Consider the following 23,133-nt stretch of genomic DNA (forward strand, 5'->3'; position numbering starts at 1 on the left):
GGACCCCGACACAGAACGCAGACAACGGAGAAGAAATGCAGCTGAACAACACCGCGGCCATCGTCACCGGCGGGGCGTCCGGCCTCGGCAGGGCGACCGCGGCGGCCCTCGCGGAGCAGGGGGCGAGGGTCTTCGCCCTCGACCTCGCCACAAGCATCGAGAAGGCTCCGGTCGTCGACGGCATCACCTATGTCGCCACCGACGTGACCAACGGCGACGAGGTGCGGGCGGCCGTCGGGACGGCCGCCGAAAGCGGCGTACCCCTGCGTACGGTCGTCAACTGCGCCGGAATCGGCCCCTCCATGCGAGTCCTCGGCAAGAAGGGCGTCCATGACCTCGACCTCTACGCCAAGGTCGTCCAGGTCAACCTGATCGGCACCTTCACCGTTCTCGCCGTCGCCGCCGAGGCGATCTCCCGGACCGAGGCCGACGAGAACGGCCAGCGCGGTGTGGTGATCAATACCGCCTCGGTCGCCGCCTTCGAGGGGCAGATCGGCCAGGTGGCGTACTCCTCTTCCAAAGGCGGGGTGGTCGGCCTGACCCTGCCTGCCGCCCGCGACCTCGCGCAGTACGGCATCCGGGTGTGCACGATCGCCCCGGGCATCGTGGAGACGCCGATGCTGGCCACGGTCTCCGAGGAGTTCCGGGCAAATCTGGCCGCCGGTGTGCCTTTCCCCCGCCGTCTCGCCCGGCCGGACGAGTACGCTCAACTGGCCCTGTCGATCATTGCCCACGACTACCTCAACGGCGAGACGATCCGCATGGACGGCGCCCTGCGCATGGCGCCGCGCTGACCGCCGTCCCGGTGGAACGGACGGCCGGTGCCCGATATCCGGGTCCGCCGTCCGCAGCGCGTCCGGCGAGGTTCACCGTGCCGCACCGCGGGCCCGGATCCGGACGGTTCTGGATCCGGACGGTTCTCGGTGTTCGGCTCGATGGTGATTCCCGGAAGGAAGGACTGTGATGACGGTGGCCCGGATTCCCGGCACGGAGCAGTGGTGAGCGGCGGGCAGCGGGCAGTTCACCCGCGGCATGGGACGCATGATCCGACGATCGGCACACCGCCGCGGACACCCGGCTCCGTGCGCCGCACCAGCAGCATCGACATGCTCCGCCCGGAAGGCGTGCTCGGGCACCTCCTGCTGCGGGGTGCGGGGCGGGACCTGTACACGGCTCCGGACGGATCGACGGCGGTGATCGGCGAAGCCGGGGCCGCCCTCGAGGTCGCCTTCCTCGACGGCCGCAAGGTGACAGCGGTGACCGCCGCCCCGGACGTCCCCGGTCTCGACGGCCTGGTCGGCGTTCCCGCCGCCTCGGGCTTCAGGCGCAGGGTCGGCGAGTTGGCGCCCGGAGAGGTGGCCGCCGGTTCGTTGCTGCACCTGCTGCTCGACGACGTGCCCGGTGCGGCCCTGGTCTCCGGCTACGCGGTGGGGGCGGCCGGTGCGGGCGATCCGGTCGGACGGGCCGGCTACCGGCAGGTGGCGGATCTGTGTGCCGGCTTTCGTGTCGGCGGCACCATCATGGCGGAGGTGGCGGTCGGCAGACGGCCGCCCGTGGTGACCGGCCCGTGCGCGCCCTCGCTGGACCGTCCGGACGACCCGCTGACCTGGCACGACCTCGATCCGCTCCCGCCGCACGGGATGCGTCGGCGCCGCCGCCTCGATGTGGCGGGTGGGGAGGTGATCACCGTGAACTCCTTCTTCCGCGACAGCCATGTCAGCGCCGAAGGGCTGGAAACCGTCATCCACGAGTACGAGGTGCACGCCACCGTGCGGCCGGACAGCTGGGTGGTACTGGAGGCGGTGGCCACGGCGCGGGTGCTGCCGTGGCTGGAGTGTCCGGCCGCGGTGGGCAGCGCGGGCCGACTGGCCGGGCGGAGCCTCGTCGACGTCCGCGACGCCGTGCGCGAAGAGTTCCGCGGGATCTCCACCTGCACCCACCTCAACGACCAGTTGCGCTCGCTCGGCGACGTGATGACGCTTGCGAGAGCCCTGGAACGCTGACCGGTCCCCGCGCCGCGGGGCCGCCGCCGAGGGGACGACCCCGGCGGTCGGGTCCGGGAGCGCGGAAGTACGTCGATATCCTGGGCGTCTCGGGACGAACGCGGGTCACCGGCGACCGTACGGGAGTTGCCCGCGCAGGCGAGGACGAGGGAGGCGACGCCGGTGGCGACCGGATCCGAGGAACGTGAGCGGATCATCGATGCCGCGTACCGGTGTCTCGCGGCGAGCAACGGGGGAAGCGTCTCCGTCAACGACATCCTCAAGGCCGCCGGCCTGTCGACCCGCGCCTTCTACCGGCACTTCGACTCCAAGGACGGCCTCCTGCTGGCCATGTTCCGCCGGGACAGCGAGCGGGTGCTCAGCGAACTGCAGAGCGCGGCGGCCCGTGCCTCCACGCCGCCGGAGGCCCTGCGGGTGTGGATCGAGGTGACGCTGCGGCTGACGTCCCAGGCGCAGCGCCGCAAGCATGTTCAGGTCATGACGTCCGAGGAAGCGCAGCGTGCCACCGGGTACGCCGTCGAGCGGGAGCGTTTCGGGGCGGCCCAGACGGCGGCGATCGCGCAGATCCTGCACCGGGGGCGCGAGGACGGCTCGTTCCCCCTGACCGATCCGGAGACCGATGCCTGGGCGATCCGCGCAGTGCTCTTCCAGGCGCTCGATGAGCAGATGAGGCGCTCGGCCTCGGTGAGTGCGGCGGACGTGGCGGCACAGGTGGTCGAATTCGCGTTCCGGGCCCTGGGGGCGGCGGGGGGACGTGCCCCGGAGGGCACCGCGCAGAAGGGCTGAGCTCCCGGGTACCGCTGCGACGCCTCAGTGCGGTGTCGAGCGGTGTACCACCGAGATGAGAACGCCACTTTCAACGCCTCCGGCGGTTCAGTGGCGCCACGGACAACGTCCGGGTGCGGTCCCGGCCCCGACCGCACCCGCCGATCGAGCGGATAACGCCCGCAGTCTGCGGTGATTTCGCACCTTCGTGGCTCCGTCTCGCCCGGAAGGGGTGTTGACAAGGGGTGGCCCTGTGCGGATGATGCTGAAAACGGCATTTTCAAAGAGGCTCGGTCTGTGACACGACCGCCGAATGCCGACCGCCGTGGGATTCGGATCCCGACGAGCGCGACGGGCCCGCACTGCTTCGGCGCCGGACCGCACCCGTGACCGGCCGCCGTACACCCGTCGCCCACACACATCACCGTAGGGGAAGCATCATGGAAACAATCTGGGCCAACTCGGGCGACTCCCACTTCCTGGAGCCCGACGACCTGTGGCGCACCAACCTGCCCAAGCGGCTTGCCGACCTGGTGCCGAGGTCGGAGAAGGACCCCGACGGGCAGTGGGAGACCGTGCACATCGACGGGATGTCCTTCCGGCGCAAGCTGCCGAACCCCAAGCTCCAGGAGTTCTACGAGGCGAGCCACCGCGCCCCGGGCGCCCATGACATCTCCAAGCGCATCCCCGACCTGGACCAGGAAGGCATCTGGGCCGAGTTGGTCTTCCCCTCCCTGGGGATGTGGAGTTCCTCCTTCCGTACACCTGAGGTGCTTCGTGAGGCCCTGCGGGTGAGCAACGACTGGGCCTGGGACACCATCGAGAAGGCCTCGCCGCGGCTGGTCACCACCGCCCAGGTCTCCACGCTCGACATCGACGACGCGGTCGCCGAGCTGGAGCGGGTGGCGGCCATGGGCTACCGGGCGATCTTCATGCCCACCGCTCCGCACCCGCTCCAGAAGGACTACAACCGGGACGAGTGGGAGCCGTTCTGGGCGGCGGCAGAGGCGGCCGGCATCGTGCTGGCCTTCCACATCGGCACCGACCCGATCGACCTCAGCTCCGGCGGGGCGGTGGGCCAGACCTTCCGCGGTCCCGGCGGCGCGGTGCTGAACTACACCGAGACCACCTACGGCGGCCAGCGCGTGGTCACCAAGCTGGTCGCCTCCGGCGCCCTCGACCGGCACCCGAACCTGAAGGTCCTGATCGCCGAGGGCGGCGCCACCTGGGTGCCCTTCATCGCCGACCGGATCGAGGAGGGCTACCGTCAGCACGCCATGGCGGTGCGCCCGAAGCTGAAGCGCTCGCCGCGCGAGATCATCTACTCGCAGGTGTACGCCTCCTTCCAGCACGACCGGTCGGCGATCGGCGCCATGACGGCGATGGGCTACGACAAGGTCATGTGGGGCAGCGACTACCCCCACATGGAGGGGACCTACGGGCACACGCAGGAGACGCTGCACGGGCTCTTCGACGGGGTGGACCCGAAGGTCAGGGAACGCATCACGGTCGGTGCCTTCAACGAACTGTTCCCCGGTGTGCCGGCAGTGCCGGCCGCGGCCTGACAGGCATGGTCCCCAACGGTGCCGAGGACGGGTGGCTGAACCATGTCTGACCTGATGTACGACTCGCCCCTGGAGTTCATGCAGGAGGCGAGACTCTCCGGCGAGTGCGTGGCGCAGTCGGTGATCCCGCGGGGCGACGGCACCTATGTGTGTGCCTGCTCCTGCGAGCAGTGGGAGACCATCGCACCCGGCCGGGAGGAGGGCCTGCGTCTCGCCCGCCGGCACACCGGCTCGGGACAGGCCCCGAACCAGTAGGCCGGAAGAGCGTTCGGTCGCCCGCAACCGTGCGGCCGAACGCTCGGCCGGTCGAGTCGGACAGGTCCCCCGCAAACTGCGGGACCCCCCTTTTGTCCCCCATCCACATGATCAAAATGCCAGGGAGAATGGCTGAAGTGGACATTGCAGCACGGGATGTCGCCATCGTCGGGGTGGGCGCCACGCCGTACTACCGGCGCGGCGGGTCCGCACCCCGGACGATCACCGAACTGGCCGGCAAGGCGATCCTCGCCGCCTGCGAGGACGCCGGCCTGTCGGTGAAGGACATCGACGGGTTCGCCTACTACTCGAGCGCGGGCGCGGGATACGGGCAGAAGCTGGACACCGCCGTGTTCATGGAGACGCTCGGAATCCCCGAGGTGTCCTTCACCGCCACTCTCACCTCGGGCGGCGGCGGATCGGCCGGGGCGATCGGCCTGGCCCGGGCCGCCATCGTGGCCGGCGACGCCACCCACGTGGTGACCGTCATGGCGCTCCAGCAGGACAAGCACCGTCTGGGCAGCGTGTTCGCCCAGGCACCGCCGGACCCGCTGGGCTCGTTCCTCCAGCCTTCCGGGCTGTCCGGCCCTGGCCATCTGATGTCGGTCCTCACCCGGCGCCACATGCACCTCTACGGAACGCGGCGTGAGGCGTTCGCCGAAGTGGCGATCTCCACCCGGCTCAACGCGCTGAACCGCCCGAAGGCCCGGATGCGCACGCCGCTGACCTCGGACGACTACTTCTCCGCCCGGATGATCGCCGAACCGCTGTGCCTGTACGACTTCTGCCTGGAGACCGAGGGCGCGGTCGCGGTGATCACCACGAGTCTCGACCGTGCCCGCGACCTGCGGCAGAAGCCCGTGCCGGTGGTCGCCGCGGCGCACGGCGGGCACCGGGACTGGGGCCGGGCGTTCGGCTGGATGGGCATGCCGGACGAGTACTTCGCCTCGTCCGGTCACAAGCCGATCGCCGACCGGCTCTACACGCAGGCGGGCATCGGCCCCGCCGACATCGACGTGGCTCTGCTGTACGACCACTTCACACCGCTGGTGGTGATGCAGTTGGAGGACTACGGATTCTGCGCCAAGGGCGAGGGCGGAGCGTTCGTGGAGAGCGGCGCCATTCGGTACGAGGGCGGATCGACACCCGTCAACACACACGGTGGGCAACTGTCCGAGGCGTACATCATCGGAATGACCCACATCCTGGAAGCCGTGGAGCAGATGCGGGGAACAGCGATCAATCAGGTCCGGGACGCCGAACTGGCACTGGTCACCGGCGGCCCCGCCCACCTGCCGGTCAGCGGCCTGATCCTGGGGCGTGACGCGTGAGCGCGGTACGGGCACAGGCGCTTCCGGGCGACAGGGTGCACATCACCACCGACTCGGCCACCGAGCCGTTCTGGCAGGCCGCCAAGGAGCGCCGGCTCGTGGCGTGCGAGTGCGCCGACTGCGGGCACTTCCGGATGCCGCCGACGCCGTTCTGCCCGGAATGCCAGTCGACCGCCGTCGACTGGGTGCGCCTGTCCGGTCAGGGCGAGGTCTACAGCTTCACGGTCATACACGGCTTCCCGGGGCTGCCGGACGTGACGATGGTGGCGGCGGTGGTCGACCTGCCCGACGCGCCCGGCGCGCGGCTGGTCTCCAACATCATCGATGTCGACCCGGCGGACGTCCGCATCGGGATGCGGTTGGCGGTCGACTTCTGGCCCATCGCGGACGGCTGGCAGCTCCCGGTGTTCCGGGCCGTGGAGCCGGCCGAGCAGCGCTGAGCCGACGGGAAGGACCGCCTGTCCGCCCCCGGATCAGGACCCCACGGCCTGCAGGGCCTCGTCCCGGGACGCCCCTGCCGCCAGCAGAGGGCGCATCCGCATGACGATGCGCGGAAGCCCCGCTCCCAGTACGGCCGTGAGGCGGCCCTGCCGCCCGGCCCCTGCCGGGGCCCTGTGCATGGGTATGTGTTTCGGAGGATGCGTCGGCCGGACCGGCCGATCGCACGGCACCGGTGTCCGCAGCGATCAGCATCCGCTCCCTCGGTCGGAACGCCCGCAGGCTGCCGTACGGTCGCTGACGCGGCAGAGCGGAGGGTAGACCAACCGTGCGGTGCCTCCGTGCCGACGGAAGTCCGCGCTCGCGTGAACGCCCCGTCCGCCGGCTCGTCGCCGTAGCCGGAGTACCGGGGCGGCCACCGGGCGCTTTGCTTGGCGCTAGCATGTAGCCGTGAGCGAGGCCGAGGTCATCGACGGCAAGAAGGCGGAGGGGGACGGCTGGACCCGCCGCCGCAGTCGTATTGCCCTCGAGATCGAGCACATAGCCATCGGTCTCTTCGCCGAGCGGGGCTACGCCAACGTCACCGTCACCGAGGTCGCCGAGGCCGCGGGAGTCTCTCGCCGTACGGTCACGCGGTACTTCCCGCTCAAGGAGGACCTGCTGCTGGCACTGCCGCGTCGGCGTCGCGCCAGCCAGCTCAAGGCCATGTCCGCGCTGGCGGACGATCCGGATCCGCTCGACGCGATGTTCGAGGTGTTCAAGTCGCTCGCGGTGGTCGCCGCCGACGAGATGGGCCACTTCGCGAGCTGGAGCAGGGCGATGCAGTTCGTCCCCGAGCTCCACGAGAAGGCCTACGGGGGCAGGGAACTGGCGGACCGCCTTGCCGAGTGGGTTGCCAAGTCGCTGAATGTCGGGCTGCTGGACGATCCGCGCCCTCTCGTGCTTTCCGCGGCCCTGGTGGCCGCTGTCGAAGGCGCGACCCACTACTGGTTCAACCGCGGTGCGGTGGACGACTGGCAGACGTTGCTGACCCAGGTCCAGGACGCGCTGCGTGACGGCTTCAAGCCGAGGGGCGAAGCGCCTCGCGGAGCCTCCGCCTGAGAGCTCCGCGCCTAGTGCTGTGACCGGGTGTTCCGCCTGATTTCGTCGGCGTGGCCGATGTGCGCCGATCGCCGTACAGCGGTTGATTCGGACAACTTCCGTGCGTAGCCGACGTGGTGATCGTTCTACGAAGCGCCACGTCTCAGGCCGCCGATGACAGAGCCCACCCGCCCACCCGCCGACCTCGGACTGTTCTGACGCGGTGCCGACGGGCGGTTTTGTGCGCCCATGTCCCGTGGCACGCCGGATCGGGTGCGCGGTTTGTCGGATTTCCTCTCCCCTCAAGGGCTAGACGCCGCCTTCTGGCGAGGTTACTGTCCCTTCAGTAAATTGACACATTGAGTCAATCCTTGGCGGTGAAAATGCTATGCCCACAACAGCCCGAGTCTTGACAGATCACACGATCATGGGTAAGGGGTCCGTGGCCGAGGCCGGCGACCGGTTCGACCGGGTCCGCCGGACGGCCAAGGTGGTCAAGGTCCAGGAGCCCGACCGCTGGTACTGGATGGTTCTCGACCACGATCTGATCCGCGACTGTCTGCAGAAGCCGCAGGTCTTCTCCAGCTGCGTCCTCTCGCCGCTCACCCCCGAGCCGCCGTACAAGATGATCCCCATCCAGCTCGACCCGCCGGAGCACACGCCGTGGCGGCAGATGCTCGCCCGTTTCTTCAGCCCCAAGCGGATGAGCGAGATGCGTCCCGACCTCGAGGCCCGCTGTCGCAAGCTGATCGCCGCGATCGCCGCGAAAGGCGAGTGCGACGTCCTGGAGGACTTCGCACTGCCCTTCACCACCTCCGTGTTCCTCGATCTGATGGGGCTTCCGGTCGAGGAGCTGCCGAATTTCCTGGTCTGGGAGAACCAGATCATCGCCCCGGACGAGAACGGGCAGTGCGACCCGGCCCGCCAGGAAGCCGGCGCGCTCAGCGCGATGCGGTACTTCGCCCAGGAGATCCCGCGCCGCCGCGCCGACCCCTCGCCCACCCCGGGCCTGCTGACCGACATGCTCGACTGGGAGTTCGACGGGCAGAAGCCGTCGGACGAGGCGCTCGTGAACTGCTCCCTGCTGCTGTTCATGGCGGGGCTCGACACGGTCGCCTCCAGCCTGTCGTACATGCTGTACCACCTGGCCACCCAGCCGAAGGACCGCGAGCATGTGGCCCGGCTCGTCGTGAACGGTGAGCCCACCGAGGACGTCGTCGAAGAACTGCTGCGCTACTACGCGGTCGCCGAGATCGGCCGCAAGGTGACGCAGGACTACGAGCTCGACGGCCACCAGCTGCGGGAAGGCGACCTGATCCTGTTCCCGCTGGTCTCGGCCAACCGCGACCACACGTTCATCAGCGACGGCGAGAAGGTCAGCTTCGACCGCCCCGACGCCGCCCCGCACCTGACCTTCGGCGCCGGTCCGCACCGGTGCCTGGGCTCTCACCTCGCCCGCATCGAACTGAACGTGGCACTCACGGAGTGGCACCGCGCCCTGGCCGACTACCGGGTCAAGGACGGCGCCGAGGTCACCGCCTACTACGCCAACGTGCACGGGCTGCTGGGACTCCCGGTCGAGGTCCGGCCGAGCAACTCCCTCTGAACGCCGGTCGTCCGGCGGGCCCCCTCCCCACCCATCCCCCGCTGCCCAGCAAGCCAGCCATACGGAAAGACAAAGATGTCCGACATTGACCGTACCCCGCCGAAGGTTCACCTTCACATCAACGGCGAGCGCCTCGAGGCCGGAGCCGGCGGGTTCTACGACCACATCAGCCCGGTGACGGGCCAGGTGGACGCGCAGATCCCGCTGGCCGACAAGCAGGAGGTCGACGCCGCCGTGGACGCGGCGCACCAGGCGTACCAGTCCTGGCGCAAGGTCGCCCCGGCGGCCCGCCGCGCCATGCTGCACAAGCTGGCCGACCTGCTGGACGAGAACGCCGTCGAGTTCGCCCGCCTCGGCGCCCTCGACAACGGCACCCCCGTCACGATAGGCACCCCCTTCGCCGCGACCTGCTCGGAGTGGACCCGCTACTACGCAGGCTGGGCGGACAAGATCCAGGGCGACCTGACCGGGAACCCGGTCTGCGACGGCGAGCTCGGCTACACCCTGGCCCAGCCCTACGGCGTGGTGGGCATCATCATCACCTGGAACGGCCCGCTGATCTCGCTCGCCATGAAGATTCCGGCAGCGGTCGCCGCGGGCAACACCGTGGTCGTCAAGCCGTCAGAGCTGACCCCGTTCGCCGGCGAGCTGTTCATGGACCTCGTCGAGGAGGCCGGCTTCCCGCCGGGAGTGATCAACCTGCTTCCCGGCACCGCCGAGGCGGGCGCCCAGCTGGTGACCCATCCGCTGGTCAAGAAGGTCAGTTTCACCGGCGGACCGGTGACGGCCACCAGGATCCTCCAGAGCTGCGCCGAGACGATGAAGCCGGCCGTGCTCGAACTCGGCGGCAAGTCGGCGAACATCGTCTTCGACGACGCCGACCTCGACTCCGCCTGCGCGATCGCGACCACCTTCTCCCTCTCGCTCCTGACCGGCCAGGGCTGCGCCTACGCCACCCGCCTCCTGGTGCAGGACACCGTCCACGACGAGGTCGTCGCCCGGGTCAAGGCGATCGCGGAGTCGATCGCGATCGGCGACCCGTTCGACCCCGCGGTCTTCACCGGACCGGTCGTCAACGAGGCCGCACTCACCCGGATCCTCGGCGTCATCGAGAAGGCCGAGGCCGACGGCGCCACCCTGATCACCGGCGGCGAGCGCATCGGCGGTGAACTCGCCGACGGCTACTACATCCAGCCGACCGTCTTCACCGACGTCGACCCCGACTCCGACCTCGCGCAGAACGAGGTCTTCGGCCCGGTGCTGGCCATCTTCAAGTTCAGCACCGAGGAGGAGGCGCTGGCGATCGCCAACAACACCCGCTACGGGCTGTCCTCCTACGTCCAGACCAAGGACCTGAACCGAGCCACCCGGCTGGCGGCCGAACTCGACGCCGGCGAGACCCTCGTCAACGGCGCCCAGAACCTGAAGATCGGCCGGCCCTTCGGAGGCTTCGGGCTGTCGGGCATGGGCAAGGAAGGCGGCCGGCAGGGCATCGAGGAGTTCCTGCGCGTCAAGGCCGTCGGCATCGCGATGTCCGTCTGACCGTCCGTCACCGAAGCACACAGGAGAAGACCAATGTCAGGATCTCTGGAAGGCCGCGTCGCCTTCATCACCGGCGTCGCACGGGGCCAGGGCCGGGCCCACGCCGTAAGGCTCGCTCGCGAGGGTGCCGACATCATCGGCATCGACATCTGCGAGGACATCCCGTCGATGAACTACCCGTGCGCCACCCCCCAGGAGCTCGCCGAGACCGTCGCGCTCGTCGAGAAGGAGGGGCGCCGGATGATCGGCCGCAAGGCCGACGTGCGCGATGCGCAGGCGGTCAAGGCGGCCGTCGACGAGGGAGTCGAGGCGTTCGGGCGCATCGACATCGTCATCGCCAACGCCGGCATCATCCGCCTGGGCGACGTGCAGGACCCCGTGCGCGAGTGGCAGGACACCATCGACATCCTGCTCACCGGCACCTTCAACACGGTGCAGGCGGCACTGCCCACGCTCCGCGCGGGCAACCGCGGCGGTTCCATCGTGATCACCAGCTCCAGTGCGGGTCTGAAGGGCACCGGCAGCGACGAGCCCAGCTCGCAGGCGTACACGGCCGCCAAGCGCGGCCTGGTCGGCTACATGCAGGTCCTCGCCAACCAGTACGCGCCGGAGATGATCAGGGTCAACACGATCCACCCGACCGGTGTCGCCAGCGGCATGACCATGAACGAGGCCATGGCCAGGATGATGGCCAGGCCCGACTCCAACATGTCGGCCATGCAGAACGCCCTGCCGATCGAGATCCTCCAGCCGGAGGACATCGCGAACGCGGTCGCCTACCTGGTCTCCGACGAGGCCAGGTTCATCACCGGTACCCAGTGGGCCCTGGACGCGGGCTTCTCCGTCCGGTGACGACTCGCAGCATGCGGTCGGCACCCCGCACACGGGGTGCCGACCGTGCAGTGCGGCGGCGCTCCGCCGCGATCGAGCTCTTCTTCAGCGCCTGTGGAGGACGCCGATGACCCACGTCATCACCCAGGCCTGCTGCAACGACGCCGGCTGCGTGGCCGCGTGTCCGGTGAACTGCATCCACCCGACACCCGACGAGCCGGACTACCTCGACGCCGAGATGCTCTACGTCGATCCGGACGCCTGCATCGACTGCGGCGCCTGCGCCGACGTGTGCCCGGTGGGCGCGGTGACCGCGGACTTCGAACTCGAACCCGGGGACGAGCCCTTCCTGGAGCTCAACCGGCGCTGGTACGCCGACCCGCGGCACCGCGCGGCCGCGGCGTCGGCCCGTCCGGCGGCGCCCGAGCCGTCCGACGGCGAGGCCTCCGGCCCCCTCACGGTCGCCGTCGTGGGGACCGGACCGGCGGCCCAGTACCTCGTTGAGGAACTGGCGACCACCCGCGGCCTGCAGGCGGAGATCACCGTCTTCGAGCGGCTGATGACGCCCGGTGGCCTGGTCCGCTTCGGTGTCGCCCCGGACCACCGAGGCCCCAAGAAGATGGCCGACAGGCTCGGGCGCGCGCTGCGCCGCCCGGGGGTGACGGTTCGCCTCGGGGTCGAGGTCGGCTCCGACATCGGTATCGAGGACCTGCTGGCGGCCCATCACGCCGTGGTCATGGCGGTCGGCGCCGCCGGCGAACGCAGCCTCGGCATTCCGGGGGAGCAGCTGCCCGGAAGTCATACCGCTGGGGAGCTGGTGGGCTGGTACAACGGCCATCCCGACCGGTTCGGCCAGACCTTCGACCTCTCCGCGCGGCGGGCGGTCGTGGTCGGAAACGGCAACGTCGCCCTCGACGTCGCCCGTGTCCTGCTGTCCGCTCCGGCCTCCCTGACGCGTACCGACGTGCCCGCGAACGTCCTGGAGGCACTGGAGGCCGGAAACATCCGCGAGGTACTGGTGCTCGGCCGGCGCGGGCCGGACGCCGCGGCCTTCTCCGCGGGTGAACTGCTGGGGCTGGAGAGGCACAGCGCTCTGACGGTGACCGCGCAGCGGCTCGAGCCGTCCTCCGACACCCTGGGCGAGCCCGCGGGTTTCAAGGTCGAGCGCCTGCGTGCCCTGCCCGGCACCGCGCCGCAGCAGGGGCGCCACCTGGGCCTGCGGTTCTGGTCGGCGCCCGTCCGGATCCTCGGTGAGGACCGCGTGGAGGCGATCCGCGTGGCCGACCCCCGCACGGGCGAGACCGAGGACGTCCCGTGCGGCCTGGTCGTGCGTGCCATCGGCTACCGCGGCCGACCCGTGCCGGGACTCCCCTTCGACGAGGAGCGCGGGGTGGTACCCAACGACGCCGGCCGCGTCCTGGACACCGCCACCGGTCGACGCGTCGCCGGTGCCTACGTCGCAGGATGGATCAAGCGGGGTGCCAAGGGCGGCATCGGTGCCAACAAGATGTGCGCCAAGGAGACGGCCGCGGGGATCGTGGCAGATTTCCTCGCCGGGAGGCTGCCCACTCCGCAGACGCCGGGGACCGGCTCAGGGCCGGGCCTCGGCCTGAAGGCGTGGGAGGCGATCGACGCCCACGAGCGGGCCGCGGGCCGAGCCGCCGGCCGCCCGCGCGTCAAGATCGCCGACCCCGAGGAGCTTCGTCGTGTCGCCCTGGAGCGAGGGCACCGGCCGTGAGCATCTCTCTCGCCGCCGCCCGCGAACGGCGGCGGCCGACACACCCGATACCCGCGACAACGCGAAGAAATGAGGAGAAGGCAATGAAGATCACGGTGGACAGGAACAAGTGCTCCGGGCACGCCCGATGCAATGCGGTGGCTCCGGAACTGTTCGAACTCGACGACGCCGGCTATGTGACTCTCGAGGAGAGCGAGGTGCCGCCGCACCTGGAGGCGCAGGCACGCCGGGGGGTCATGGCCTGCCCTGAGAGGGCCGTCTCCCTTTCCTGAAGCGAGGCCCTGGTGAAGCCGTCGGGGCAGCGTCAAGGTGCCGCGGGACGGGGTGCGGCCGACCTCAGGCCGGCTTGCGCCACACGGAGATGTGTTTCGCGGAGTCCTGGGTGAACGGTGCCCCGGCCCAGTCCGCGACGCGCCGTTCCAGCTCGAGCCCCGCGATCCGTGCCATCAGGTCGAGCTCCGCCGGCCAGGCGTACCGGTGCCGGGAGGCGTCACGGCGGTAGCGGCCGTCGTCGCCGTCGCGGGTCAGGTGGTGCGAGACCAGAATCTGCTCGACCAGGTCGAAGGTGTCGAAGCCGAGGTGCCGTTCGGAGACGTCGAACGGCACCGCCGCCTGCCCGGGCGGCAGGAACCTCAGCGGCGGCACGTTCAGCTCGACGACGAAGCGGCCACCGGGCGTCAGATGACGTGCGGCGTTGCGGAAGCACTCGACCTGCTCGTCCTGCGTGAGCAGGTTCGAGATGGTGTTGTAGACGAGGTAGACCAGGGTGAACTCGCCGGGCACGACGGTCGTGGCCATGTCCCCGATGGTGACCGGGAGGGTGTCCTCGTCGGCCTTGCGCCGCAGGACCGCAGCCATGTGCTCGGACAGTTCGACGCCCGCCACCGGCACGCCCCGTTCCCGCAGCGGGATGCCCACCCGTCCGGTCCCGATGGCGAACTCCAGTGCCCGGCCGTCTCCCGCGAGGTCGGCGAGGAAGGCGACCGTCGGTCCGAGGACGGCGGCCGAGGACATCTCGGTCTCCTCGGCGTCGTAGCGGTCGGCGGTCGCACGCGTCCACAACTCACTGCTCGTCACGGGTGGCCACTGTGCCGCGCGCTGATCGGTGCTGTCGACGCATTTACCGCGCACGGCCGCACCGCCGCACCGCCGCGCCGTCGCGCCGTCGTGGGCGCGATCAGCAGAACAACGTGACATTGTATGCTGGGCCGGTGGACCGGACGCACGAAGGAACCGCAATGCCTCATCTGAAACTGCAGGCGGTCTCGGTCCAGACCCACCTGCGCGATCAGGTCGCCAACGCGCTTCGCGCAGCGCTCATCGCCGGCGAACTCCGCCCCGGTGTCGTCTACTCCGCCCCCGCCCTGGCGGCGGAACTGGGCGTCTCCGCGACGCCGGTCCGCGAGGCCATGCTGGACCTGGCCCGGGAGGGCCTGGTCGAGGCGGTCCGCAACAAGGGGTTCCGGATCACCGAGATGACCGACCGGGACCTCGACGAGTTCACCGACATCCGCACCCTGATCGAGGTCCCCACCGTCGGCCGGGTCACCGAGACGGCGAGCGCCGAGCATCTCCACGCCCTTCGTCCGCTGGCGCAGCGGATCGTGGCGGCGGCCCAGGCGCACGACGTTCTCGGGTATCTGGAGGCCGATCACCGATTCCACCTCGAACTGCTGTCGCTCGCCGGCAACCAGCACCTCGTCGAGGTGGTCGCCGATCTGCGCAAGCGGTCACGTCTGTACGGACTGGGCCACTTGGACGAGTCGGGGCGGCTGGTGGCCTCCGCCCGGGAGCACATCGAGCTCCTCGACCTCATGCTGGCCGGTGAGGCGCGTGAGGCCGAGAACTGCATGCGCCGCCACCTCGCCCACGTCCGCACCCTGTGGGCGGACGGAGAAGCGGACGGAAGGGCGAACGCAAAAGCGGACAGCCGAGCGGACGGACGAGGGGACGGACGAGGGGACGGACGAGGGGACGGACGAGGGGACGGACGAGGGGACGGCGGAGACCGTGAGCCCGCTCTGCGGCTCGGCGGGGAGCGGCGGTAGGGCGCGGGCATGACGCCGCACACCGGCTTCCGCGGAGGGTCCACGGGCCACCCGTGCAGCCGTGCACCGGGCGGCCGACGTCCGCACGGCGGTGCTCAGCGCCCGGGTGCGCCCACGCGCAGTCCGTCCATGACGAGGTCCAGGAGCCGGGTGGCGCGCGGCCGCCAGTCCTCGTGGGGGTCGATCTGCCACAGGCCGGCGATGGCGAGGATGAAGTCGTCCGCGGTGACGCCCGGGCGTATGGTGCCGGCCTCCTCGCCGGCGCGGAGCAGGAGGTCGGCCGCGGCGATCACCGGGGCGTGTCCCGGCTTCGCCTGGGCACCCGGTGCGCCGGTGACCAGGCGGATCGCGTCCGCCAGGCCGGCCTTCGCCATGGCGAACTCGGCGAGGCGGTCCATCCACTCGCGCAGCGCCCGGTCGGGCTCACGGCAGGCCAGCAACTGGGCCGCGCTGTCGGCGACCTGCTGCATCTCATGGCGGTAGATCTCGAGGACGAGTGCCTCGCGATTGGGAAAGTTGCGGTAGAAGGTGCCCTGCCCGACGCCCGCTTTCTTGGCGATCACGCTCAGCGGCGCCTCCGCGCACTGCGTCAGCTCGCTCAGCGCCACCTCCAGGATCCGCTCGCGGTTGCGTTGCGCGTCCGAGCGCAGGGGTGTGCCCATTTTCCGCTGCACTCGTCCTCCTCCCGGGCCCGTGGCCGAACCCGTTCTTGCTAACCGGACAGCTGTCCGTTAGGTTTCTCGGTAGCGGACAACTGTCCGGTCCAGGTCCACCATAGGGCGGACACGACCGGCGTGGGCAGCCGGGTGGCCGTCACCGTCGGCGCTCCTTCCCCGCATTCTGCATGTCCGCGACGCACCATCGCCACGTACAGCGCCGTCTCCTTGTCTCCTGACTCGTCTGCCGGCCGGACCGTCCCCGCGACGCGTTCCGGATACGCGAAAGAAGGCTGATCATGGCCCCATCGACGTCCAGCGCCATCACCTTGAACATCAACGGCGAGAAGTACACGCTGTCCGTCGACCACCGCACCACGCTGCTCGACGCCCTGCGCGAGCGCCTCGATCTGACCGGTACCAAGAAGGGCTGCGACCAGGGACAGTGCGGTGCCTGCACGGTTCTGCTCGACGGACGCCGGGCCGTGTCCTGCCTGCAGTTCGCCGTGGCGGCCGAGGGACGTGAGATCACCACCGTCGAAGGTGTGGCCGAGGGCGACCGGCTGCATCCGGTGCAGCAGGCGTTCCTCGACCTCGACGGGTACCAGTGCGGCTACTGCACGCCGGGACAGATCTGTTCGGCCGTCGCCGTGATCGAGGAACACGCGGCGGGCTGGCCGAGCGCCGTCACCGACGACGTCCGGCCCGAGGCAGGACCCCCACCACTGACCGCGGACGAGATCCGGGAGCGGATGAGCGGCAACCTGTGCCGCTGCGGCGCCTACGTGTCGATCGTCCAGGCGATCGAGCGGGCGGCCGCGACGGTGTCCGAAGCCGAGGAGGCCGTGGCATGAGGGAGTTCGACTACCACAGGGCGTCCGACGTCGCCGGCGCGGTCGCGCTGCTCGGCACCGACCCGGACGCACGCTTCCTGGGCGGCGGCACCAACCTCGTCGACCTGATGAAGAGCGGCGTGGAGCGACCCGCCCGGCTCGTCGACGTGCGCGAACTTCCCCTGGACCGGATCGAGTCGACGCAGGACGGCGGGCTGCGCATCGGCGCGACCGTCACCAACAGCGACCTCGCCGCCCACCCCGACGTGCGCCGCCGCTACCCGGCCCTGACCCAGGCCGTGCTGGCCGGCGCCTCCGGACAACTGCGCAACATGGCCACGCTCGGAGGGAACCTCCTCCAGCGCACCCGCTGCGGCTACTTCGCCGACGTGACGAAACCGTGCAACAAGCGCGTACCCGGCAGCGGTTGTCCCGCCATCGAGGGCGAGCACCACAACCACGCGATCCTGGGCGCCTCCGACCACTGCGTGGCCGTCCACCCCTCGGACATGGGCGTGGCGCTCACGGCCCTCGACGCGGTCGTCTCGTACGAAACGGCCGACGGGCCAGGCGAGTTGCCGCTCACCGAGTTCTATCTGCCCGTGGGCACCACCCCCCACCTGGAGACCGCCCTGCCGGCCGGGGCGTTGATCACAGGCGTCACCCTGCCGCCCGCCCCGGTCGCCGCCCGCTCGCGCTACCGGAAGGTGCGGGAGCGAGCCTCGTACGCGTTCGCGATCGGCTCGCTCGCCGCCGCGCTGGAGGTCAGGGACGGCGTCGTGCACGACGTGCGCCTGGCCCTCGGGGCGGTCGCCTCCCGGCCGTGGCGGGCCCGCACGGCCGAGCGGATGCTGACCGGGGCACCGGCCGCAGGCGAGAGCTTCGCCGCCGCGGCGGACGCCGAACTGGCGGCGGCCCGGCCGCTGCCCCACAACGGATACAAGGTGAGACTGATGCGCAACCTCATGGTGGCCGTGCTGACCGAACTCGCCGAGGAGGCCGCCCGATGACCACGGCCACGACCGGGACGGCCAGGGGCGCCGTGGGCACCGCCCACACCCGCGTGGAGGGCCGCGACAAGGTCACCGGGGCGGCCCGCTACGCGGGGGAGATCCCCTTCGCCGACCTCGCCCACGGCTGGCTGGCGCTCTCCACCGTCGCCCGCGGCCGCATCCGCTCGATGGAGACCGACGCGGTCCTCGGGATGCCCGGCGTGCTCACGGTCCTGCACCACCGGAACGCCCCACGCGTCGACATGGACCACGCCGGCCTGCTGGGGGTTCCGCCGGACCCGACCGCCGCCCTCTTCCAGCACGACCGGGTGCCGCACGTGGGCTGGCCGGTGGCGCTGGTCGTCGCCGAGACGTCCGAGCAGGCCAGGGAGGCCGCCGAAGCGCTCGTGGTGCACTACGACGAGGAGCCGCACGACATCGCCTTCTCGGCCGCACGCCCGGACAGCCACCCGGGGGACGGCTTCATGCCGGCGGTGACGGAGAAGGGCGACCTGGAGTCGCAACTCGCCGCGTCCGCCGTCGTCGTGGACGCCCGGTACACCACGCCGGAAGAGCACCACAGCATGATGGAGCCCCATGCGGCGACGGCCCGCTGGGACGGCGGCCGGCTGGACGTCATGGACTCCAACCAGGGCAGCACATGGGTCGCGGACGAGCTCGTGAAGATGTTCTCGCTCGACCCCGCCTCCGTGCGGGTGCGCTCCGAACACGTCGGCGGCGGCTTCGGCAGCAAGGGGCTGCGCGCCCACCAGGTGGCCGCCGTGATGGCCGCGACGGCGCTCCAGCGGCCGGTCCGGGTCGTCCTGACCCGCCGCCAGATGTTCTCGCTCGCCGGCTACCGCAGTCCCACGGCCCAGCGGATCCGGCTCGGCGCCGACGCCGACGGGCGGCTGCGCGCGTTGGAGCACAGTTCGCTGAGCCTCACCTCGACCGTGTACCAGTTCGTCGAACCCAGCGCCGGGGTGGCGCGGGTGATGTACGACGCCGACGCCCACCACACGGCCAACCGGGTCGTCCGGCTCGACGTGCCCACACCGACGTTCATGCGCGCGCCGGGGGAGGCTCCCGGGTCGTTCGCGCTGGAGGCGGCACTCGACGAACTCGCCGAGCGGTGCCGCGTCGACCCGATCGAACTGCGCGCCCGCAACGAGCCCGAGCGGGGGCCCGTGTCCGGACTGCCGTTCAGCGGGCGCAATCTGATGGCCTGTTTCCGGGAAGGCGCCCGCAGGTTCGGCTGGGCGGACCGGGATCCGCGTCCCGGCCTGCGCCGTGAGGGGCGCTGGCTGCTCGGCACGGGCACGGCGGCGGCCTCCTTCCCCTCCGGAGCCGGACCGTCCACGGCCACCATGACGGCGGAGGCGGACGGCACCTTCACCGTGCGGATCGCCGCCTCCGACATCGGCACCGGGGCGCGGACGGCGCTCACCCTCGTCGCCGCCGACGCCCTCGACGTGGCGCCGGACCGCGTCCGCGTGCACATCGGGGACAGCGACTTCGGACCGGCGATGATCGCGGGCGGTTCCATGGGCACCCGCTCCTGGGCGTGGGCCGTCACGGCCGCGGCCGGCGAACTGCGCGAGCGGCTCGCCCCGGGCGCCGACGTCCCGCCCGAGGGCATCACGGTGCGGTCGGACACCTCCGCCGCCGTCCAGGGCCTCGCACAGAAGGAACGCCACTCCTTCGGAGCGCAGTTCGCCGAGGTCGCCGTGGACGTCACCACCGGCGAGGTGCGCGTCCGCCGCATGCTCGGCATCTTCGCGGCGGGCAGGATCGTCAATCCGCTCACCGCGCGCAGCCAGCTCGTCGGCGGCATGACCTGGGGCATCTCCATGGCCCTGCACGAGGAGGCGGTCAGGGACCGGGCCTCGGGCGGCCATGTCGGCGCCGACCTCGCCGGCTACCACGTCGCCACGCACGCCGACGTGCCCCTCGTCGAGGCGGACTGGATCGACGACCAGGACCCGGAGGACCCGGTCGGGATCAAGGGCGTCGGGGAGATCGGCATCGTGGGCGCCGCGGCGGCGATCGCCAACGCGGTCTGGCACGCGACGGGCGTCCGCCACCGGAACCTGCCGATCCGGCCGGACCGTGTCCTGGAGCCGGATGCGGAGGCCCCGCATGCTTGACATGGCCGAGGAGCTGAGCCGCTGGGCGGACGAGGGCCGGGACTTCGCCGTCGCCACCGTCGTCTCCGTCGGCGGCAGCGCGCCGCGCGGTCCCGGCGCGGCCCTCGCCGTCGACGCGGAGGGCACGGTCATCGGCTCGGTCTCCGGCGGCTGCGTGGAAGGAGCGGTGTACGACCTGTGCCTCCAGGCGCTGCGGGACGACGAGCCCGTTCTGGAACGGTTCGGCTACAGCGACGAGGACGCCTTCGCGGTCGGGCTGACCTGCGGCGGGATCATCGACATCCTGATCACGCCGGTCCGGGCGGAAGCGCCTGTGCGGGCCGTGTTCCGATCGGCGCTGTCGGCCGCCGCTCGGGACGAGCCCGCGGCTCTCGCCCAGGTGGTACGGGGCCCGGCCGGCCTGCTCGGCAGGGCCCTGCTCGTACGCCCCGAGGGTACGTGGGAAGGGGGTCTGGGCGGCCACGAGGAACTGGACCGGACGGCGGCGGCCGAGGCCCGGGCCATGCTGGACACCGGTCGCACCGGCACGGTCGCCGTCTCCGAGGACGGCTCGCACTGCCCCGGCGGGCTCACGCTGTTCGTCGCGTCGAACGTGCCACCGCCTCGCATGATCGTCTTCGGGGCGATCGACTTCGCGGCGGCGCTCGTGCGCGTGGGAAAGTTCCTCGGCCACCACGTGACCGTGTGCGACGCCCGCCCCGTCTTCGCCACCCGGGCCCGCTTCCCCGAGGCCGACGAGATCGTGGTCGACTGGCCGCACCGCTATCTGCGGCGCACCGCGACCGACGGGCGCACGGTCCTGTGCGTGCTCACCCACGACGCCAAGTTCGATGTGCCACTGCTGAGGGAGGCCCTGCGGATGCCGGTCGCCTTCGTCGGGGCGATGGGTTCCCGCCGCACCCACCGGGACCGCGACCGGCGGCTGCGCGAGGCCGGTGTGAGCGAGCGGGAGCTTGCCCGGCTGAGGTCGCCGATCGGCCTCGACCTCGGTGCCCGTACGCCCGAGGAGACCGCCCTGTCGATCGCGGCGGAGATCGTCGCGCTGCGACGCGGAGGGACGGGCGTACCGCTGACCGGCTCGCGGACCCCGATCCACCCTGACCGCGAGGAGCGGGCCGACGCCGTGGCCGCGTGAGGGGCCGGCGAGCGGCGGCCCCGGGGCGCCGCACGTTCCCCGGGGCCCGGGGCTCCGTACACCGGCGGGGCCGGACACCACGTGTCCGGCCCCGCCCGCGCGGCCCCCCGCGCCACCCCTCCCCGCGCCACCGCCCGCGCCACCGCCGGCGCGGTGGCCGCCGCGTGCCCGCCCGTGGGGCGGCCGCGGGGTCAGCCGTCGGTCTCGGCCCCGGTCGGCAGGGGCGGCTCCGCGGCGATGCGCGCCCACTCCTCGTCGGTGAGGATCCGGGACCGGAGCAGGAAGCGCACCCCCTCGGGGGCTTCGAGGGAGAAGCCGCCGCCCCGGCCCGGGACCACGTCGACGGTGAGATGGGTGTGCCGCCAGTACGCGTACTGGTCGGCACTCATCCAGAACGGTGTGTCCCCGGCGACGTGTCCGAGCAGGACGTCACCGCCGCCGACCCGGAACTCGCCGCGCGGGTAGCACATGGGCGCACTGCCGTCGCAGCAGCCTCCGGACTGGTGGAACATCAACGGGCCGTGACGGTCCGTCAGCCTCCGCACCAGGTCCTCGGCGGCGGCGGTCAGCTCGACCCGTGTCGCCCGCGTGCCCATCAGAAGAATCCGAGCTTCTGTTCCGAGTAGCTCACCAGCAGGTTCTTGGTCTGCTGGTAGTGGTCGAGCATCATCTTGTGCGTCTCGCGGCCGATGCCGGAGCCCTTGTAGCCGCCGAAGGCCGCGTGCGCGGGGTAGGCGTGGTAGCAGTTGGTCCACACACGACCGGCCTTGATCTCGCGGCCGAGCCGGTAGGCGAGGTTGCCGTTGCGGCTCCACACGCCCGCGCCGAGACCGTAGAGGGTGTCGTTCGCGATCTTGGCGGCCTCTTCGGGGGAGTCGAAGGTGGTGACCGAGACGACCGGGCCGAAGATCTCCTCCTGGAAGATCCGCATGTCGTTGGTGCCCTTGAAGACGGTCGGCTCGATGTAGTAGCCGCCCTCCAGGCCCTGGACGCTGCGCCGGGAGCCGCCGGTGAGCAGCTCGGCGCCCTCCTGCTTGCCGATGTCGATGTAGGACAGGATCTTCTCGAACTGGTCGTTGCTGGCCTGGGCGCCGATCATGGTCTCCGGGTCGAGCGGGTTGCCGCCCTTGATGGCCCGGGTGCGCTCCAGGGCGCGGGACATGAACTCGTCGTAGATCGAGGAGGCGATCAGCGCCCGGGAGGGGCAGGTGCACACCTCGCCCTGGTTGACCGCGAACATCACGAAGCCCTCGACCGCCTTGTCCAGGTAGGCGTCGTCGGCGTCCATGACGTCGGCGAGGAAGATGTTCGGGCTCTTGCCGCCCAGCTCCAGGGTGACCGGGATGATGTTCTCGGACGCGTACTGCATGATCAGCCGGCCGGTGGTGGTCTCACCGGTGAAGGCGATCTTGGCGATGCGCGGGCTGGAGGCCAGCGGCTTGCCGGCCTCGACGCCGAAGCCGTTGACCACGTTGAGCACACCGGGCGGCAGCAGGTCGGCGATCAGCTCGATGACCACCAGGAGGCTGACCGGGGTCTGCTCGGCCGGCTTGATGATCACGCAGTTGCCCGCCGCGAGGGCCGGGGCGAGCTTCCACGCGGCCATCAGGATGGGGAAGTTCCACGGGATGATCTGGCCGACCACGCCCAGCGGCTCGTGGAAGTGGTAGGCGACGGTGTCCTCGTCGATCTCGCCGACGGTGCCCTCCTGGCCGCGCACCACGCCCGCGAAATAGCGGAAGTGGTCGACCGCGAGCGGGATGTCGACGTTCAGGGTCTCGCGGATCGGCTTGCCGTTCTCCCAGGTCTCCGCAACGGCGATCTTCTCGAGGTTCTGCTCGATGCGGTCCGCGATCCGGTTGAGGAGGTTGGCCCGCTCCGCGACGGACGTGCGGCCCCAGCGGTCGGCCGCGGCGTGGGCGGCGTCCAGGGCCAGTTCGATGTCGGCGGCGGACGAACGGGCCACTTCGCAGAACACCTTGCCGTCCACCGGCGACGGGTTCTCGAAGTACTGGCCCTCGACGGGGGCGACCCAGTCTCCGCCGATGAAGTTGTCGTAGCGGCGGGCGAAGCTGACGACGCTGCCTTCTGATCCGGGCTGCGCGTACACCATGGCGGCTCTCCTCGGTGGATGGCGAGTGCGGGGGACGGCGGGCGGGGCCGCCGTG

The 23,133-nt window shown here is 71.0% G+C and carries 22 protein-coding genes; 18 read left to right on the forward strand and 4 right to left on the reverse strand.

All coding sequences use genetic code 11. The features are described 5' to 3' along the window. Positions 1–35: 35 nt before the first annotated feature. From ACFYMU_RS21315 to ACFYMU_RS21375, 13 genes are all read left to right on the forward strand, one after another. Entirely contained in the window at positions 36–794 is a 759-nt protein-coding gene (locus tag ACFYMU_RS21315; protein ID WP_388375253.1) for an SDR family NAD(P)-dependent oxidoreductase, read from the forward strand. A gap of 288 nt (positions 795–1,082) precedes the next feature. Continuing rightward, entirely contained in the window at positions 1,083–2,003 is a 921-nt protein-coding gene (locus ACFYMU_RS21320) for a DUF2889 domain-containing protein (RefSeq protein WP_388375256.1), read from the forward strand. A gap of 162 nt (positions 2,004–2,165) precedes the next feature. After that, positions 2,166–2,789, forward strand: coding sequence for a TetR/AcrR family transcriptional regulator (locus tag ACFYMU_RS21325; RefSeq protein ID WP_388375259.1), 624 nt, complete (start codon positions 2,166–2,168; stop codon positions 2,787–2,789). Between the two features lie 419 nt (positions 2,790–3,208). Next, positions 3,209–4,333 (forward strand): amidohydrolase family protein, encoded by a 1,125-nt coding sequence (locus ACFYMU_RS21330; RefSeq protein WP_388375261.1) that lies wholly within the window; start codon positions 3,209–3,211, stop codon positions 4,331–4,333. Positions 4,334–4,375: 42 nt separating this feature from the next. Beyond that, the gene (locus ACFYMU_RS21335; RefSeq protein WP_388375264.1) at positions 4,376–4,588 is read left to right on the forward strand and encodes a hypothetical protein; all 213 of its coding nucleotides are present in this window, start codon (positions 4,376–4,378) and stop codon (positions 4,586–4,588) included. Between the two features lie 137 nt (positions 4,589–4,725). Next, the gene (locus ACFYMU_RS21340) at positions 4,726–5,919 is read left to right on the forward strand and encodes a lipid-transfer protein (protein ID WP_388375266.1); all 1,194 of its coding nucleotides are present in this window, start codon (positions 4,726–4,728) and stop codon (positions 5,917–5,919) included. After that, positions 5,916–6,359 carry a Zn-ribbon domain-containing OB-fold protein gene (locus ACFYMU_RS21345; protein ID WP_388375269.1) on the forward strand — a complete coding sequence of 148 codons (444 nt, stop codon included), beginning with the start codon at positions 5,916–5,918 and terminating at the stop codon, positions 6,357–6,359. Before ACFYMU_RS21340 ends, ACFYMU_RS21345 begins: the two co-directional genes overlap by 4 nt. 448 nt (positions 6,360–6,807) lie before the next feature. Further along, a complete protein-coding gene (locus ACFYMU_RS21350) occupies positions 6,808–7,458 on the forward strand; it encodes a TetR/AcrR family transcriptional regulator (protein ID WP_388375272.1) in 651 nt (216 codons plus the stop codon). Positions 7,459–7,864: 406 nt separating this feature from the next. Continuing rightward, positions 7,865–9,043 (forward strand): cytochrome P450, encoded by a 1,179-nt coding sequence (locus tag ACFYMU_RS21355; protein WP_388375275.1) that lies wholly within the window; start codon positions 7,865–7,867, stop codon positions 9,041–9,043. 75 nt (positions 9,044–9,118) lie between these two features. Beyond that, positions 9,119–10,585: an aldehyde dehydrogenase family protein gene (locus tag ACFYMU_RS21360; RefSeq protein WP_388375278.1), complete on the forward strand. Its 1,467-nt coding sequence runs from the start codon at positions 9,119–9,121 to the stop codon at positions 10,583–10,585. A gap of 33 nt (positions 10,586–10,618) precedes the next feature. Beyond that, on the forward strand, positions 10,619–11,437 hold the full coding sequence (locus ACFYMU_RS21365) for a mycofactocin-coupled SDR family oxidoreductase (protein WP_388375281.1): 819 nt from the start codon (positions 10,619–10,621) through the stop codon (positions 11,435–11,437). A 106-nt stretch (positions 11,438–11,543) separates the two neighbouring features. Then, positions 11,544–13,154 (forward strand): FAD-dependent oxidoreductase, encoded by a 1,611-nt coding sequence (locus ACFYMU_RS21370; protein ID WP_388375284.1) that lies wholly within the window; start codon positions 11,544–11,546, stop codon positions 13,152–13,154. Continuing rightward, positions 13,151–13,426 carry a ferredoxin gene (locus ACFYMU_RS21375; RefSeq protein ID WP_388375287.1) on the forward strand — a complete coding sequence of 92 codons (276 nt, stop codon included), beginning with the start codon at positions 13,151–13,153 and terminating at the stop codon, positions 13,424–13,426. The genes ACFYMU_RS21370 and ACFYMU_RS21375 overlap by 4 nt, the downstream gene beginning before the upstream one ends. Before the next feature lie 64 nt (positions 13,427–13,490). Here the strand turns inward: ACFYMU_RS21375 and ACFYMU_RS21380 are convergent, their stop codons facing one another. Beyond that, on the reverse strand, positions 13,491–14,231 hold the full coding sequence (locus tag ACFYMU_RS21380; RefSeq protein ID WP_388375290.1) for a class I SAM-dependent DNA methyltransferase: 741 nt from the start codon (positions 14,229–14,231) through the stop codon (positions 13,491–13,493). 161 nt (positions 14,232–14,392) lie between these two features. Between ACFYMU_RS21380 and ACFYMU_RS21385 the strand changes: the two genes are divergently transcribed. Continuing rightward, positions 14,393–15,202 carry a GntR family transcriptional regulator gene (locus ACFYMU_RS21385; RefSeq protein WP_388375293.1) on the forward strand — a complete coding sequence of 270 codons (810 nt, stop codon included), beginning with the start codon at positions 14,393–14,395 and terminating at the stop codon, positions 15,200–15,202. Between the two features lie 95 nt (positions 15,203–15,297). Here the strand turns inward: ACFYMU_RS21385 and ACFYMU_RS21390 are convergent, their stop codons facing one another. Beyond that, complete coding sequence (locus ACFYMU_RS21390) at positions 15,298–15,864, reverse strand: TetR/AcrR family transcriptional regulator (RefSeq protein WP_388375735.1); 567 nt, start codon at positions 15,862–15,864, stop codon at positions 15,298–15,300. A gap of 293 nt (positions 15,865–16,157) precedes the next feature. Here ACFYMU_RS21390 and ACFYMU_RS21395 point away from each other — a divergent pair, with 293 nt between their 5' ends. From ACFYMU_RS21395 to ACFYMU_RS21410, 4 genes are read left to right on the forward strand one after another with little or no spacing between them, the layout of a single operon-like run. After that, positions 16,158–16,712, forward strand: coding sequence for a (2Fe-2S)-binding protein (locus ACFYMU_RS21395; protein WP_388375296.1), 555 nt, complete (start codon positions 16,158–16,160; stop codon positions 16,710–16,712). Further along, positions 16,709–17,701, forward strand: coding sequence for an FAD binding domain-containing protein (locus tag ACFYMU_RS21400; protein ID WP_388375299.1), 993 nt, complete (start codon positions 16,709–16,711; stop codon positions 17,699–17,701). Before ACFYMU_RS21395 ends, ACFYMU_RS21400 begins: the two co-directional genes overlap by 4 nt. Beyond that, complete coding sequence (locus ACFYMU_RS21405; protein WP_388375302.1) at positions 17,698–19,830, forward strand: xanthine dehydrogenase family protein molybdopterin-binding subunit; 2,133 nt, start codon at positions 17,698–17,700, stop codon at positions 19,828–19,830. The genes ACFYMU_RS21400 and ACFYMU_RS21405 overlap by 4 nt, the downstream gene beginning before the upstream one ends. Then, the gene (locus ACFYMU_RS21410) at positions 19,823–20,965 is read left to right on the forward strand and encodes an XdhC family protein (protein WP_388375305.1); all 1,143 of its coding nucleotides are present in this window, start codon (positions 19,823–19,825) and stop codon (positions 20,963–20,965) included. The genes ACFYMU_RS21405 and ACFYMU_RS21410 overlap by 8 nt, the downstream gene beginning before the upstream one ends. A gap of 191 nt (positions 20,966–21,156) precedes the next feature. Here ACFYMU_RS21410 and ACFYMU_RS21415 read toward each other — a convergent pair whose 3' ends face one another. Together ACFYMU_RS21415 and ACFYMU_RS21420 are read right to left on the reverse strand one after the other, a co-directional pair. Further along, positions 21,157–21,561, reverse strand: coding sequence for a DUF779 domain-containing protein (locus tag ACFYMU_RS21415; RefSeq protein ID WP_388375308.1), 405 nt, complete (start codon positions 21,559–21,561; stop codon positions 21,157–21,159). Next, the gene (locus ACFYMU_RS21420) at positions 21,561–23,078 is read right to left on the reverse strand and encodes an aldehyde dehydrogenase family protein (protein ID WP_388375311.1); all 1,518 of its coding nucleotides are present in this window, start codon (positions 23,076–23,078) and stop codon (positions 21,561–21,563) included. The genes ACFYMU_RS21415 and ACFYMU_RS21420 overlap by 1 nt, the downstream gene beginning before the upstream one ends. Positions 23,079–23,133 lie beyond the last annotated feature (55 nt).

This window comes from Streptomyces sp. NPDC007264, assembly GCF_042869095.1.
Taxonomy (GTDB): Bacteria; Actinomycetota; Actinomycetes; order Streptomycetales; family Streptomycetaceae; genus Streptomyces.